A 13,624-nucleotide genomic window follows, 5' to 3' on the forward strand; every position below is an offset into this window, starting at 1 on the left:
ATGACCGACCTCGTCGTTCAGCCGCCGCAGACGGCGACCTGGGTGGTGCATCTCGACCGGTCGATGTGGGTGGGCGGCGTACGTGGCCTGATGCTGCAGGCGCTGCACCCGCTGGCCATGCTCGGCGTCTGGCAGAACTCGAACTTCCAGGACGACCCGTTCGGCCGGCTGCGCCGCACGGCCGACTTCGTGGGGCGGGTGACGTTCGGCAGCCCGGAGGAGGCCGGCGAGATCGGCCGCCGGGTGCGCGGCATCCACAAGGCGCTGCGCATCCGCGACCCCGAGACGGGCAGGACGCATCGCGTGGACGATCCCGAGCTGCTGCTGTGGGTGCACTGCGCGGAGGTGTCGTCGTACCTGGAGGTGGCCAGGCGCGGCGGGCTCGCGCTCACCGAGCGGCAGGCCGACCGCTACCTGCGCGAGCAGCGCAAGAGCGCCGCGTACGTGGGCCTGCACCCCGACGACGTGCCCGGCTCGTGCGCGGAGATGGCCGCCTACTTCAAGGAGGTACGCCCGCGGCTGCGGGTGACGCCGGAGGCGGTGTCGGCGGTGCGGTTCCTGCTGTGGCCGAAGCTGCCGCGCGAGCTGCGCCTGCTGTCGCCGGGCAAGCCGGTCTACTTCCCGTTCGGCGCGCTGTGCTACTACACGCTGCCGGACTGGGCCAGGCGCATGTACGGCCTGCTGCCCGAGGTGCCGCAGGCCACGGTGACGGCGGCGCTGAAGGCGTTCAGGTTCGGGTTGAACGCGCTGCCCGAGCCCGTGCACGACCGCGCCTTCATGCCCGCGACCCGCAGCATGTTGCAGGGCGCGCGGGAACGGCTCGGCGCGGCGGGTTACGACGTCGGCAAAGGGCTCAGGGGTCTCATCGACCCCCGCCGCTGGCCCAAGACCGCCGCCGGGTGAGCCCCGCCGTCACTCGGCGAGGCCGTCCCACGGCTGGCGTTCAGGGGCCGCCGCCTGCCCTTCAGGACAGTGACGGCGGAAGTCGCACCACGAGCAGAGGGGGCCGGGGTTGGGCGCGAAGAGCTTGTCGACGTCGGCGGGCACCTGCGCGGGCCCGACCTGCTGCCGGTCGCCGGGCGCGCGGCGGGTGCCCTGTGGCGTGGCGACGGCCTCGCGGTAGCGGTCGTCGGCCTCGGCGGCCTCCATGGCCACCTCTTCGGCGCGGGCGATGTGGCGGGCCAGCGACTCGTCGGTGTGGCGCCACTGGACGATCTCGCCGGTGGGCAGGTGGTGCAGCTCGACCGTACGGCACGGGGTGCGCATCATGGTCGAGGCGGCCACCGCGTACGTGGCCAGGGCCAGCGACCCGCGGGCGTCGTCCTGGGTGAGCGGCCGGCGGCCTGTCTTGTAGTCGACCACGACCAGTTCGTCTCCGCGCCGGTCGAGCCGGTCGATGCGGCCGGACAGCGCGATGACCTTGGTCCGCGTGGCGACCGTGCGCTCGACGCCCACCGGATCGTCGGAGGGATCGAGGGTCGCGACGTAGCCGGACACGAGGTCGCGGGCCCTCTCCAGCCAGCGCCCCGACTGCTCGGCGTCCCTGAACCCCTCGGTGATCCATCCGTTGGTGAGCAGGACGGCGGCCGTGAGCGGCGTGCGGCGCTCGTACGGCTCACGCCACCATCCCGCCAGCGCGTTGTGCACGCTCGCGCCCACGCTGTTGTGCGCCCAGGCAGGACCCTTGGACGGCTGCGGCCGGTCGAGGTAGGTGAACCGGTAGCGGCGGCGGCAGTCGAGCCAGGTGTTCAACCGCGACGGCGTGCACGAGTAGAGCCGCCGCGGCATCCCTTCGAGCGGAAGCTGCCCCTGCACCTAGTCGTCGCCCGGGCTGAGCGTGATGCCGGAGATCTTGGTGCCGTCGGTGAGCGGCGTCTCGCCCTCGCCCTCGCCCTCGTCGTCGGTCTTGCTCCGGGTCAGCGAGCCGGACACCCAGTCGTCGAAGTGGGGCTCCAGGTCGCCGATCGTGACCTCCTCACCGTGGGCGGGCAGCACCCGCGTCTCGGCCGGCAGCGTGAAAAGCCGCCCGCCGATCGAGGTGAGCTGGTCGGCCAGTGCGGGGTATTCGCCGCCGAGCTTGCCGGGGCCGTCGGCCTGCAGAGCCTTACCGGTGAAGACGGCCTTGAGACCCTCGGAGTAGAGCGACACGCCGCCTGGCGTGATCCCGGGCGTCTCCAAGACGTCGAGCTGGACGCCGGCCACCTCGAAGACGCCGTCGTCCTCCATGTCGATGTCGGGCCAGGTCTCCCGCCAGGTCTCCCGCCACAGCGGCTTGTCCTTGGGGTGCAGGGCGATCACGGCCTCGTCTCTGCTGGCCACCTCGATGGCGGCCGCGACGTGGTCGGGCAGGCCCGCCGTGCAGATGACGGCCAGCACCTCGCGCTCGCCCACCTGCTCCATGATCTTGTCGGCGTCACGCGCCGCGTCGATGACGATGACCTCGTCGTCGTCACCCACGATCCACGTGTTGTTCTCGACCTTGTGCTCGGTGCCGTCGATGTCGACGACACCCTCGGTCACCACTCGCTCGATACGCGCTGTCACGCCTCCGAACTCTAGCCCGTCTACCTGACAGAGCGAATCTCGATCGCGCGTCCTAAGCCCCAAGTCTGGGAGAGAACGCACCGAACGGCACGTCCAGGTCATGGTCACGGGCGTCGATGAGGGACAGCTCGGCGAGCGCGATCATGCATCCCGCCTCGGCCGGCCAGGCGATGGCCCACAGCCAGTTGCCCATGGCCTCGCCCGCGTACACGGCGCGGTCGCTCCTGCCGTCGACGCACCACAGCGCGGTGGGATGGCCGAGCACGGCGATCTTGGCATTGGGCGGCCCCGCGTCGAACCCCTCACCCGGGTCGGGCCCGTCGAGGCCGGCGAACCCCGCCCCGATCCCGACGCCCGGCTCCTCTGCGACGATCAGCAGGTCGGCCGGCCCTTCCGTGAGCGAGGGCCCGCTCAGGGCGACCAGGCTGGCGCGCCCTCCCGTACGCTCATCGCCCACCTCCCCGAAACCCGTGACCAGCCAGCCGACCGGCAACGGCCAGGGCAGCCACACGGGCACGACCGAGCTCTTGCGAATCGCCTCCAGCCCGGTGCTGGTCGGCGGCCACGGAGGCTGGTACGGCAGGACATCGCCGTGCGTGTCGCATCGATACGCACTCGACCAGGCGCTCGGCCCGTGAAGCGGGCCAAAACACCGCGGGCAGGTTGGAGCCGCTCTCACAACTACCCACGGTGCTTTCTCCGGTGCGGCCCCGTCAAGGCCGCTCCTCGTTATCGCGTCGTAATCTTGGTCATGTGCGCGTAAATTGTGTCGGAGCCATCATTTTCGACGCCTCTGACCGGCTGCTTCTCGTCCAGCGCGGTCATCCGCCCGGCATGGGCCTGTGGTCGATCCCCGGCGGGCGGCTGGAGCCGGGCGAGACGGACGAGGACGGGCTGCGGCGCGAGGTCCTGGAGGAGACCGGGCTGCGGGTGCGGGTCGGCCGCCTCGCGGGCACGGTGGAGCGGCCGGGGCCCGGCGGGGTGACGTACGTGATCCGCGACTACCTCGCGACCATGTCCCAGCCAGGAGACGTCGCCGCGGCCGGTGACGACGCCGCCGACGTGCGCTGGTGCACGCGCGACGACCTGGCCCGGCTGCCGCTCACCGAGGGCCTGCTGGAGTCGCTCGCCGAGTGGCACGCGCTGCCCCCGTCCTGACCGCGTGAAGCACGCGCCTTCGAGCCGGGCGCCCGTCGGCGCCCTACCTGCTCGACGTCAGGCTGGACGTCCACAGGATCAGGTGGTCGGCCTGGTACGTCGTGGAGCGCCCGAGCGCCACCACTTCCGTGCCCGCCACGGCCACCGCCGACAGCCACTGCGCACCCTGACCGGCCAGGCGGTCCTTGGTGAGCTCCATGCGGTTCCAGGTCAGCCCGTCCTGCGAGGTCCAGGCCGCGCTGTCGCCCTCGCCCTGCGTGCCGTGCCAGCCGACCGCCACCAGCCCCTCGTCGGCCGCCGCGAGGTCGAAGACGCCGGCCGCGCGCTCGGCGGGCAGCCAGGCCGTACGCCAGCTCTCGCCGTCGTCGTCGGAGACCGCCGCGTACGCCCGGCGCGCGCCGTCCGCGACCGCCGTGCCGATGGCGACGAGCTTGCCCTGGTGCACCACGACCTTGCGCAGCCCGGCGGCGGTCGCGTCGTCCGGGGTCGCCGGCTCGCGAGCCCGCCAGTTGAGCCCGTCGGCGGAGTACCAGACGACGGCGTCCTCGCGGTCGCCCATGCCCTTGCCGCCGACGGCGACGAACCCGTCCCCGACCGCGACCACGTCGTGGATGCGGACGCCTGAGCCGCCCTGCGGCAGCTTCTCCGACCGGGTGTACTTGCGCGTGTCGGGCGTGAACCACATGGCCGCCCGCGACAAGCCCGCCTGGTCGCGCGACTCGCCGGCCACCACGTAGCCCTTCGTGCCGGCGGTGACCACGTCGGTGCGCAGGAACGGGTGGTCCTGAGGGCGGGCCAGGTCACCGGTGACGTTCACCCGCTTCCAGTTCTCGCCGTCCTGCGAGGTGACGAGGAGAGGGTCGGTGAGCGCGACGCCGGTCTCGGTGCCGCCGACGGCGAGCCAGCCGCGGCCGCCGTGGGCGACGTCCTCCAGCGTCTGCCTGCCGGGGCCGCCGAGGCTCATCGACTTCCAGCTCTGCCAGTTCCTGATCGTCCACAGGCCGGCGTCGCCCGAGGCCGAGCCGACGGCGACGTACCTGCCGTCGTACGCGGCCAGCGCGTTGGTCTCCCGGGACATCCTGGTCAGGCCGTCGATCCTGCCGAGGTCGACCCGTGAGACCGAGCCACGCTGCGGCGCGGCCATGAGCACGATCTGGTTGTCGACGTCGGAGGCCGCCTGGTCGCCGCCCGCGAACAGGGTGCCGCCCTCGGCGATCGTGAACCCGCGCAGCGTGGCGCCCCTCAGGTCGCGCAGGTCGGCCCGCTTGTCCCAGTCGCGCCCGTCGGTGCTGGTCAGCACCGAGTAGCGGCCGATGCCCGCCTGGGCGATCGCCGCCACGCCCGACGGGTGGGAGATCAGCGACTCCACGCCGGTACTGGCCGCGTCCAGCCCGCGGATGGAGCCGCACTGCGACCACTGGGTCCCGTTCGGCGAGCAGTAGACGCGTACGTCGCCCTCGATCGTCCGCCGCCGCGTCGGCACCAGCACGAACCGCTTGGGCAGCACCGCCACCGTCCCCGCGCGCGGGTCGGCCGCCTCGGGGAGGCGGAAGCCGGTCGCCTGCCAGCCGCGTCCGCCGTCGGCCGATCGGAGCACCCGCGATCCCTCGCCGTCCGCGGGTACTCCGATGGCCACGACCGTGTCGCCCCTGGCCACGACGGCCCTGAGCTCACGGACGTCCGGCTCCCTCAGCTCGGCGCGCTCCCATGAGGAGCCGTCGGCCGAGCGCCAGGCTGCCGGTCCTGTGCCGCCGTCGGCGCCCGTGGTGCGGCCGACCGCGACGAACCCGGACTTCGTGCGCGCGATGTCCTCGACGTGGTCGCCCGCTCTGAACGCGGCCAGGCCCGACGGCGGCACGGCCGTCCAGCTGTAGCCGTCGGTGCTGGTCCACAGGCCGCGCTCGCCGGTGGCCTCGTCGCCGCCGCTGGCCAGCCAGCGGCCGTCGCCACCGACCACCCTGCGTACGGTGGAGGTGGCGGAGGTGCCGTGCACCTGGCCGAGCTGCCAGCGCTTGCCGCCGTCGGGCGAGAACAGGAAGAGCGGGCGCGGGGTCGGGCTGGTCGTGTCGCTGCCGACCGCCACCACCGCCTTGCCCGCCGAGGCCATGTCGTTGAGCTTCTGGTTGACGCCCTCGCCCGCGGCGGGGACCGTGAACAGCTCGTCGCCCGAACGCCCGGTGCCCGCCTCCAGGCGCAGCGCCGGGCCGTCGCCGAGCCACTGCCAGACCAGTGCGCCGGAGGCCACCAGGACGGCGGCGGCCACGGTCAGCGCGACCGGCACGGCCCTGCTGCGCCTGCGCACGGGACTGGCCCGGCGGAAGGCGGCCGGCGCGGGGCCCCTCTGGTGCCGTCCGCCCGCGCCTTGGGGGCGGGCGGGGCCGGTGGCGACCAGCAGGTCGGGGCGGGTGGGGCGGCCGGCGGGCGGGCGTCCGACGCGCCGCACCTCGGGCTCGTCCTCGCCGCCCGGCTGCTCCTGCGGCGGCGCGGGCTCCTGCGCTGATGGCTCCTGCGCCGGCGGCTCCTGTGCCGGGGACTCGTGCGGGGTCTCGCGGGACGGGAGCGGATACACCAGCCGGTACGGGGGCGGCGTGCGGTCCCGCCGCCGCTGTGCCCCCTGCTCAGCGGCCTCCTGCGCATCCGTCCCCTGAGGGCCGGTTCCCCGGGTCGGGGCATCCTGGTCCGGGGCGCCGGGGGCGACGGCCAGCGGCTGGGTGACCTCGCCCGCGCCCTCCTGCCCACCTGCCTGAGGAGGCTGCGGCCGGCTGAGCGGCCCGCCCGCGACGAGCTTGTCAGGCCGGTTGACGATGCGCCGGGCCGGCGGCGCGGCTCCACGTCGGGCTCGGCCGTCGGCGAGCTGTACGGGCGGCGCCCCTTGGGCGGCTCGGGCTCCTCGTCGGGGATCGGGGCGGCGAACGGCGGCATGCCCCACGGCGAGGCGAGGGGCAGCCCTCGGGCCCGGTCGTCGGTGGGACCGGGCGGCGCGTGGCTGATTCTGGGCTCTTCGGCATGCGGCTGCGGAGCGGACGGGCCCTCGGCACGGGGCTCGTCGTCTTCCGGCGGTCGCCGTGGCGGTTCGCTGGGGCCGGAGGCCACGCGGCGTCCCTCCTAGTCGAACGAGTCGTACAGGTCGATCCCGGCCGCTGACGCGGACCGTTCCAGGAAGGTCCGGGCCCGGGGACTGCCCCTGCCCTCGCCGTCCCGACAGCATCCAGACCAGCATGTCTCGGCCGGAATAGCGAGACCTCTCTAGCGAGATTCCCCGCACCCCTCGCCCGTTTTATTGCGAAATAGTGCTAATCGACCGCTTTTTAGCTAGATACATCACACCAAACGCATACACCCCGAGCTGCACCACGGTTCCCGCCAACGCCTGCCAGGGCACCGGAACCTTGCCCTGGTTCAGAGCGTCGTCGAGAGTGCCCGCGGCGGCGCTCGTCCCGAAGGCGATCACGTTGTTGAGCACGTGCAGCGCGATGGCCGCCTCCAGCCCTCCGGTGCGTACGCTCAGCCACGCCATCACCGCACCGAACATGAACACGTCGAGCAGCCCGGCCCACGAGTAGCCGTGCAGCGAGGCGAACAGCGCCGACCCGATGAGAATCGACCAGATCGGGTTGCGCACGTGCGCGCCGACGGCCTGCACGAACCAGCCACGGAAGACGTACTCCTCGGCCGCCGCCTGGAACGGCACGAGCAGCACGATCACCACCAGCAGCGGCAGGAAGGCGTCCCATCCCGCCCAGCCGAACATCTCGGTGTCCAGGCCGGCCGAGGTCAGCGCGAAGTACTGCGCGACCTGCCCGAGGATCATCGCGAGCAGTCCCACGACCGCGCAGGTCAGCAGCCACGTCCAGCGCAGCCGCCCGGCCACGGACGAGAGCGTCCCGGGGCGGCGCCGCTGGATGAGCGCCGCGGTGCCGAACACCAGCAGCAGCACGGGCGCGATGGACAGCAGCGACATGGCCAGCCCGGCGGGCGTGCCCTTCGGCAGCCCGCTGGGGTGGATCGGCGAGGGGAGGCCGAGCACGGCCGCCCCCAGCACGAACATGGTGACCACGATGACGCCGATGAGCAGGAACCCGGCCGCCACGACCAGCGTGCCGACGATCGCCTGCCACGGCCGGGTGGCGGGAGTCCTGGCCAGGTGGTCGTAGCGGGCCCGGCGCGGGACCGGCAGGAACCAGGACGGCGCCGGCGGCGGGTACGGATAGCCACCGTAGGGATACTGCGGCCCTGGTTTCTCCTGCATCTCTCCATTCTGTCCGTCCCATACGTAATAGTTCACAGACGGGGCCGGGAAAGCGGCGGATGCTCGATGTCGTAGACATTTCGACCCTGGGAGCAGTCCATGTCGTCACGGCTGGGACCTGTGATCACCCTCACGGCGGGCGCGGTGCTCGCCCTGGGGCTGGGCGCCGCCAGCATCGCCGCGGCACCGGCGGCAAAAGACTCCGCCGCGGCACCGGCGGCAAAAGAGTCCGCCGCCACCGGCACGCGTACGGACACCACCGCCAACACCCCCACGGCCGAGGCGAGCCCATCAGGGAACGCCGAGAGCGCCGAGGAGAGCACCGCCTCCGCGTCTCCCTCCCCCACGCCCACCGAGCCGAAGAAGATCGAGAAGGCCGACTACGGCGGCCGGGTGAAGGGCAACGGCGCGCTGATCGCCATCTCGATCAGGAACGGCAAGGCCGTCGGCTACTTCTGCGACGGGCGCATCGAGGCCTGGTTCACGGGCGCGGAGTCGGCCGGCGAGCTGCGGCTCAAGAGCGTCGCCGACCCCCGTTCCACGGTCAAGGCGGAGCTGGACGGCGGGCGGGCCGAGGGCACGGTCACCGTCGCCGGCAAGCGCTGGTCCTTCAAGGCGCCCGCCGTCACCAAGCCGTCGGGCCTCTACCGCGCCACCGCCATCGTGCGGGGCGCCAAGTTCCGCGCCGGCTGGATCCTGGTGCGGAACCCGAACGGCGGCTACTACCAGGTCGGCGCCGCGTTCGCGGGCGAGGAGCAGCTCGACGTCCCGCAGCTCGACGCCGCGCGGCCGACCGCGCCCATCACGGTCGAGGGCACGACCGTGTACCCCAAGGACGCCGACTCGTTCGTCGAGGAGATGCAATGACCGCCATCCCCCAGCGGCCCGCCCGCGGGCTGACCCCGCTGCTCGTGCCGCTGCTCGCCGGCGGCCTCGTGATGATCGCACTCGGCGTGTACGGCCGCGCGCACACGCCGACCGGCTTCGCGGTCGGCGTGGCCGGTTTCTCCGGCGCGCTGCCGATGAAGGCGTGGCTGACGACGGGCGCGTTCGTGCTGGCGATCGTGCAGGTCGTCTCGGCCCTGTCCCTGTGGGGCAGGCTGGGCGTCGCGATCCCGCCCGCCGTGCACCGCTGGTCGGGGCGGGCGGCGTTCCTGCTCACGATCCCCGTCGCCTTCCACTGCCTGTACGCCCTGGGCCTGCAGTACGACGTGCCCAGGGTGCTCGCCCACTCGCTGCTCGGCTGCTTCTTCTACGGTGTGTTCACCGCGAAGATGCTGGCCCTGCCCAAGCGGGACGCGCCGGGCTGGACGCTGCCGATGCTCGGCGGGCTCGCGTTCACCGCGCTGGCCGGGCTCTGGCTGACCTCGTCGTTGTGGTTCTTCACCGCCATCGGCATCAAGGTGTGAACCGCTTGGTCCTGCTCAGCCCGGCCGCCCGGCCCTTGGCGGCCACGACGAGCGCCATCTTCCTGCTGGCCTCGTCGATCATCTCGTCGCCCAGCATGACCGCGCCGCGCTTCTCCACGGTGGTGTAGTACTCGTACGCCTCCAGGATGAGCTCGGCGTGGTCGTAGTCCTCCTGCGACGGCGAGAACACCTCGTTGCACGCGTCCACCTGGGCGGGGTGCAGCACCCACTTGCCGTCGAAGCCCAGCGCCGCCGCGCGCATCGCGACCCTGCGGAAGCCTTCGACGTCCTTGATCTGCAGGTAGGGGCCGTCGATGACCTGCAAGTCGTGCGACCTCGCGGCCATGAGCAGCCGCATGAGGATGTAGTGGTAGGCGTCGCCCTCGGCGTAGCCGGGCGGCTGCTCGCCCACGACGAGCGTGCGCATGTTGATGGAGGCCATGAAGTCGGCGGGGCCGAACACCAGCGTCTCCAGGCGCTTGGACGACCCGGCGATGGCGTCGACGTTGACCAGGCCGCGGGCGTTCTCGATCTGCGCCTCGATGCCGATGCGGCCGACCTCGTACCCCATGGTCTTCTCGATCTGTGTGAGCAGCGTGTCGAGCCAGATCACCTCGGTCGGGTCCTGCACCTTCGGCAGCATGAGGCAGTCGAGGTGGTCTCCCGCGCCCTCCACGATCTCGATCACGTCGCGGTACGTCCACTGCGTGGTCAGGTCGTTCACCCTGACCACCCGCGTCTTGCCGGACCAGTCGCCCTCGCGCAGTGCGGTGACGATGTTGGCCCGCGCCTCCTCCTTGGCGGCGGGGGCGACGGAGTCCTCAAGGTCGAGGAAGACCTCGTCGACGGGCAGAGTCTGGGCCTTCTCCAGGAACCGGGGGTTGCTGCCTGGCACGGCGAGCACCGAACGTCGTGAGCGCATGCGCTCAACCTACTCGCGCAACCTGCTCACGGCCGCCCGGTGACCGCCCCCGCTCCCGGCGGTTACAGTCGTGCCTGTGAGCGAGGGATCTGTAAGCGCGGCGGCCGTCGAAGAGGGCGCGAAGAAGTCGGGCATCTGCTGGCTCACCCTCGACCGTCCGCGCCTGGCCTGGCACGCCTGGCACGACGGCGCCATCTACCTCGTCTCCGGCGGCGCCGAGCAGGAGCTGCCCGGCCTGGAGTCGCTCGACCGGGTCACGGTCACGCTGCGCAGCAAGGACAACGGCGCGCGTCTTGCGGAGTTCGAGGCGACGGTCGAGAAGGTGGACCAGGCGGCGGCGTCCGACGCGGTGGCGGTGCTGGCCAAGGAGCGGCTCAACGCCCCCGACAGCGAGCACCTGCCCGAGCGCTGGGCCCGCGAGTCCATCGTCTGGCGGCTCACCCCGCAGGTGTGACCTACCCGGCGGTGGTGACCGGCTCGGGGCCGGGCTCCTGGCCCGCCTGCCGTCCCGTCTCCTGGCCCGTCTGCCGTCCCGTCTCCTGGCCCGTCTCCTGGCCCGTCTCCTGGCCCGGCTCCGGCGCGGCCTGCGGGCGGGTGGCCGAGGTGGCGGTCTGGGCGAGCAGTGCGCCGCCGATCACGATCAGCCCGCCGACGATCTGGAACACGCCGAGCCTCTCCCCCACCAGCGCCCACGCCACGACGGCGCCGAAGATCACCTCAAGCGAGGCCACGGTCGCGCCGACCGCGGCCGACAGCCGCCGCACGGCGTTCACGCCCAGGATGTAGGCGAGCACGGTGGCGACCACGACCATCCACAGGTACGCGCCGGCGACCGGCAGCGTGATGCCGCCCTCGGGGGTGGCGTTGGCCGTGAAGGCGCTCCAGGGGATGTCCCACGGCCGGGAGAACGGCGCCAGCACCACGGCCGCGCCGGTCATGCCCCACGCGATGAGGCCCAGGGGGTCCACCTCGTCGCCGAAGCTATCGTTCATCAGGAAATATCCGGCGCAGCACGCCCCGGCCAGCAGGCCGAGCAGCAGGCCGAGCGCGTCCAGGCGCAGGCCCTGCCACGCCTCGACGACGATGCCGAGGCCCACGACGGCGACGACCGCGCCCACATACGCGGCCTTGACCAGGCGCACCTTGCGGACAAGACGCACCCACGCCACCACCATCACCGGCGCCATGAACTCCAGTAGCAGCGCGATCCCGACCGGCAGCCGGGTGATCGCCACGAAGTACAGGGCCTGCACCCCGGCGACGGCCATGACCGCGTACAGGGCGACGAAGGGCAGCATGGAGCGGCGGATGCGCAGCGCGCGGGGCCGCACCACGGCGAGCACGGCCACCAGCAGCAGCCCGGCGCCGGCCATGCGCGTCCAGACCGCCTCGATGGGCGCGAGCCCGGCCGCGTTGAGATACTTCGCCATCGGCCCCGAGAACGCGAAACAGCACGAGGACACGAACGCGAGCGCGAGCCCCGCATACCTCATCGCAGACCCCCTGCATACCCCGTAATCACCGTTAAGCAGGTTTGATACTGACACGTCCGGGCTCCCGAGCGCAATGGGGCCCCGCTGTTAGCCTGACCAGGTGAAGATCTTCGTGGCCCGGCTGCCGGGGACCCCGGTCTTCGACCCGGTCGGCGACCAGATCGGCCGGGTCAGGGACGTCGTGGTCGGGCTGCGCATCGCCCGGCGGCCCACCGTGCACGGGTTCGTGGTGGAGGTGCAGCCGCGCCGCCGCGTCTTCCTGCCCATCACCCGCGTCCGCCGCATCGAGGCGGGCGCCGTCGTCTTCACCGGCAAGCTCAACATGCGCAGGTTCGAGCAGCGCACCGCCGAGACGCTGGTCATCGGCGAGATGCTCGACCTCACCGTGAGCGTCGGCGGCGAGCCCATGACCGTCTACGACGTCGCCATGGAGGAGATCAAGCCGTCCGTCTGGGAGATCACCAAGGTCGCCGTCTACAAGCGCAGGCGGCGCGACCCTCGCATCGTGGACTGGGACGAGGTGTCCGGGTTCGACACGCTGCAGAAGGACCAGGGCGCGGCCGGGCTGATCGCCGCGTTCGAGTCGCTGCGCGCCGCCGACATGGCCAGCGCCATGCACAGCCTGCCCAGCAAGCGCCGGCTGGAGATCGCCCGTGCGCTCGACGACACCCGCCTCGCCGACGTGCTGGAGGAGCTGCCGCCCGACGACCGCATCGGCATCCTCGGCATGCTTGAGCCGGAGCGCGCGGCCGTCGTCCTGGAGGAGATGGGCCCGGACGACGCCGCCGACCTGCTGCACGACCTGCCAGAAGAGCAGGCGGCCCAGCTGCTCGGGCTGATGGAGCCCGGAGAGGCGGCGCCGGTGCGGCGGCTGCTCACGTACCCGGAGACCAGCGCGGGCGGCGTGATGACCAACGAACCGGTGATCCTGCCGCCCACCGCCACCGTCGCCGAGGCCCTCGCCCACATCAGGCAGCAGGACCTCACGCCCGCGGTGGCCGCCCAGGTCTACGTCACCAGGCCGCCGACCGAGACGCCGACGGGCACCTACCTCGGCGTCGCGCACTTCCAGCGGCTGCTGCGCGAGCCGCCGTCCACCCTGCTCGGCGGCGCGCTCGACCCGTCCATCGACCCGATCAAGCCGGAGTTCACGCTCCGCGAGGTCACGTACTACCTGGCCAACTACAACCTCGTCGCGGCCCCCGTCGTGGACGAGCTGGGCCGCCTGGTCGGCGCGGTGACCGTGGACGACGTGCTCGACCACATGCTGCCCGAGGGCTGGCGGGAGAGGGACGACGCGCATGACGACTGAACGGCTCGACCAGCCGCGCGAGCTGCGCCGCTCACTGCGGCCCCACTACGACCCCGAGGCGTTCGGCCGGCTGTCGGAGCGGATCGCCCGGTTCCTGGGCACCGCCCGGTTCATCGTCTACATGACGGTGTTCGTGTCGGTCTGGGTGCTGTGGAACGTGCTCGCGCCCCCGCACCTGAAATTCGACCCGTACCCGTTCATCTTCCTCACGCTGATGCTCTCGCTGCAGGCGAGCTACTCCGCGCCGCTCATCCTGCTCGCCCAGAACCGCCAGGACGACCGCGACCGCATCCAGTACGAGCAGGACCGCGAGACCTCCGAACGCAACCAGGCCGAGATCGAGTACCTGACGCGCGAGATCGCCGGCCTGCGCCTGGCCGTCAACGAGGTGGCCACCCGCGACTACCTGCGCGCCGAGCTCGGGCGGCTGCTCGACGAGCTCAGGGAGATCGACGGCATCGACGGCGGGGCCTCGCCGGACGGCCGCTCGTCGCGCAAGAGCACCGGGGAGTAACCTTGGACCGCTGTTGCACAGAC

14 protein-coding genes are annotated in these 13,624 nt (G+C 72.3%); 7 read left to right on the top strand and 7 right to left on the bottom strand.

The features are described 5' to 3' along the window. Entirely contained in the window at positions 1-903 is a 903-nt protein-coding gene (locus ACFMQL_RS08565; protein WP_364069037.1) for an oxygenase MpaB family protein, read from the top strand. 9 nt (positions 904-912) lie between these two features. On the opposite strand, the gene ACFMQL_RS08570 is transcribed toward ACFMQL_RS08565, so the two are convergent. Genes ACFMQL_RS08570 through ACFMQL_RS08580 form a run of 3 tightly spaced genes read right to left on the bottom strand, consistent with a single transcriptional unit; the run spans position 913 to position 3,223 of the window. After that, entirely contained in the window at positions 913-1,788 is an 876-nt protein-coding gene (locus tag ACFMQL_RS08570; RefSeq protein WP_378785164.1) for a RecB family exonuclease, read from the bottom strand. 27 nt (positions 1,789-1,815) lie between these two features. Beyond that, entirely contained in the window at positions 1,816-2,544 is a 729-nt protein-coding gene (locus ACFMQL_RS08575) for an MBL fold metallo-hydrolase (protein ID WP_364069033.1), read from the bottom strand. A 52-nt stretch (positions 2,545-2,596) separates the two neighbouring features. Continuing rightward, positions 2,597-3,223, bottom strand: a complete 627-nt coding sequence (locus ACFMQL_RS08580) for a DUF6758 family protein (protein ID WP_364069031.1) — start codon at positions 3,221-3,223, stop codon at positions 2,597-2,599. Between the two features lie 74 nt (positions 3,224-3,297). On the opposite strand from ACFMQL_RS08580, the gene ACFMQL_RS08585 reads away from it, so the two are divergent. Then, positions 3,298-3,702 carry an NUDIX domain-containing protein gene (locus ACFMQL_RS08585; RefSeq protein WP_364069029.1) on the top strand — a complete coding sequence of 135 codons (405 nt, stop codon included), beginning with the start codon at positions 3,298-3,300 and terminating at the stop codon, positions 3,700-3,702. A 43-nt stretch (positions 3,703-3,745) separates the two neighbouring features. Here the strand turns inward: ACFMQL_RS08585 and ACFMQL_RS08590 are convergent, their stop codons facing one another. Both ACFMQL_RS08590 and ACFMQL_RS08595 read right to left on the bottom strand, forming a co-directional pair. After that, positions 3,746-6,271 carry a hypothetical protein gene (locus tag ACFMQL_RS08590; protein ID WP_378785165.1) on the bottom strand — a complete coding sequence of 842 codons (2,526 nt, stop codon included), beginning with the start codon at positions 6,269-6,271 and terminating at the stop codon, positions 3,746-3,748. Between the two features lie 708 nt (positions 6,272-6,979). Beyond that, positions 6,980-7,951: a type II CAAX endopeptidase family protein gene (locus ACFMQL_RS08595; protein ID WP_364069025.1), complete on the bottom strand. Its 972-nt coding sequence runs from the start codon at positions 7,949-7,951 to the stop codon at positions 6,980-6,982. A 99-nt stretch (positions 7,952-8,050) separates the two neighbouring features. Between ACFMQL_RS08595 and ACFMQL_RS08600 the strand changes: the two genes are divergently transcribed. Both ACFMQL_RS08600 and ACFMQL_RS08605 read left to right on the top strand, forming a co-directional pair. Then, the gene (locus tag ACFMQL_RS08600) at positions 8,051-8,818 is read left to right on the top strand and encodes a hypothetical protein (protein WP_364069023.1); all 768 of its coding nucleotides are present in this window, start codon (positions 8,051-8,053) and stop codon (positions 8,816-8,818) included. Then, positions 8,815-9,360 carry a DUF6529 family protein gene (locus ACFMQL_RS08605; protein ID WP_364069021.1) on the top strand — a complete coding sequence of 182 codons (546 nt, stop codon included), beginning with the start codon at positions 8,815-8,817 and terminating at the stop codon, positions 9,358-9,360. Before ACFMQL_RS08600 ends, ACFMQL_RS08605 begins: the two co-directional genes overlap by 4 nt. Here the strand turns inward: ACFMQL_RS08605 and ACFMQL_RS08610 are convergent. Further along, positions 9,350-10,282, bottom strand: a complete 933-nt coding sequence (locus ACFMQL_RS08610) for an HpcH/HpaI aldolase/citrate lyase family protein (protein WP_378785167.1) — start codon at positions 10,280-10,282, stop codon at positions 9,350-9,352. The two genes, ACFMQL_RS08605 and ACFMQL_RS08610, sit on opposite strands and share 11 nt — an antisense overlap. 76 nt (positions 10,283-10,358) lie before the next feature. Here ACFMQL_RS08610 and ACFMQL_RS08615 point away from each other — a divergent pair, with 76 nt between their 5' ends. After that, a complete protein-coding gene (locus ACFMQL_RS08615; RefSeq protein WP_378785168.1) occupies positions 10,359-10,736 on the top strand; it encodes a hypothetical protein in 378 nt (125 codons plus the stop codon). Between the two features lies 1 nt (position 10,737). Here the strand turns inward: ACFMQL_RS08615 and ACFMQL_RS08620 are convergent, their stop codons facing one another. Then, on the bottom strand, positions 10,738-11,775 hold the full coding sequence (locus ACFMQL_RS08620) for an EamA family transporter (RefSeq protein WP_378785169.1): 1,038 nt from the start codon (positions 11,773-11,775) through the stop codon (positions 10,738-10,740). A 100-nt stretch (positions 11,776-11,875) separates the two neighbouring features. On the opposite strand from ACFMQL_RS08620, the gene ACFMQL_RS08625 reads away from it, so the two are divergent. Further along, complete coding sequence (locus tag ACFMQL_RS08625) at positions 11,876-13,087, top strand: magnesium transporter MgtE N-terminal domain-containing protein (protein WP_364069014.1); 1,212 nt, start codon at positions 11,876-11,878, stop codon at positions 13,085-13,087. Further along, positions 13,077-13,601, top strand: a complete 525-nt coding sequence (locus ACFMQL_RS08630; RefSeq protein WP_364069012.1) for a DUF1003 domain-containing protein — start codon at positions 13,077-13,079, stop codon at positions 13,599-13,601. Before ACFMQL_RS08625 ends, ACFMQL_RS08630 begins: the two co-directional genes overlap by 11 nt. Positions 13,602-13,624 lie beyond the last annotated feature (23 nt).

It is taken from the genome of Nonomuraea fastidiosa (genome assembly GCF_042751225.1).
GTDB classification, from domain to species: domain Bacteria; phylum Actinomycetota; class Actinomycetes; order Streptosporangiales; family Streptosporangiaceae; genus Nonomuraea; species Nonomuraea fastidiosa.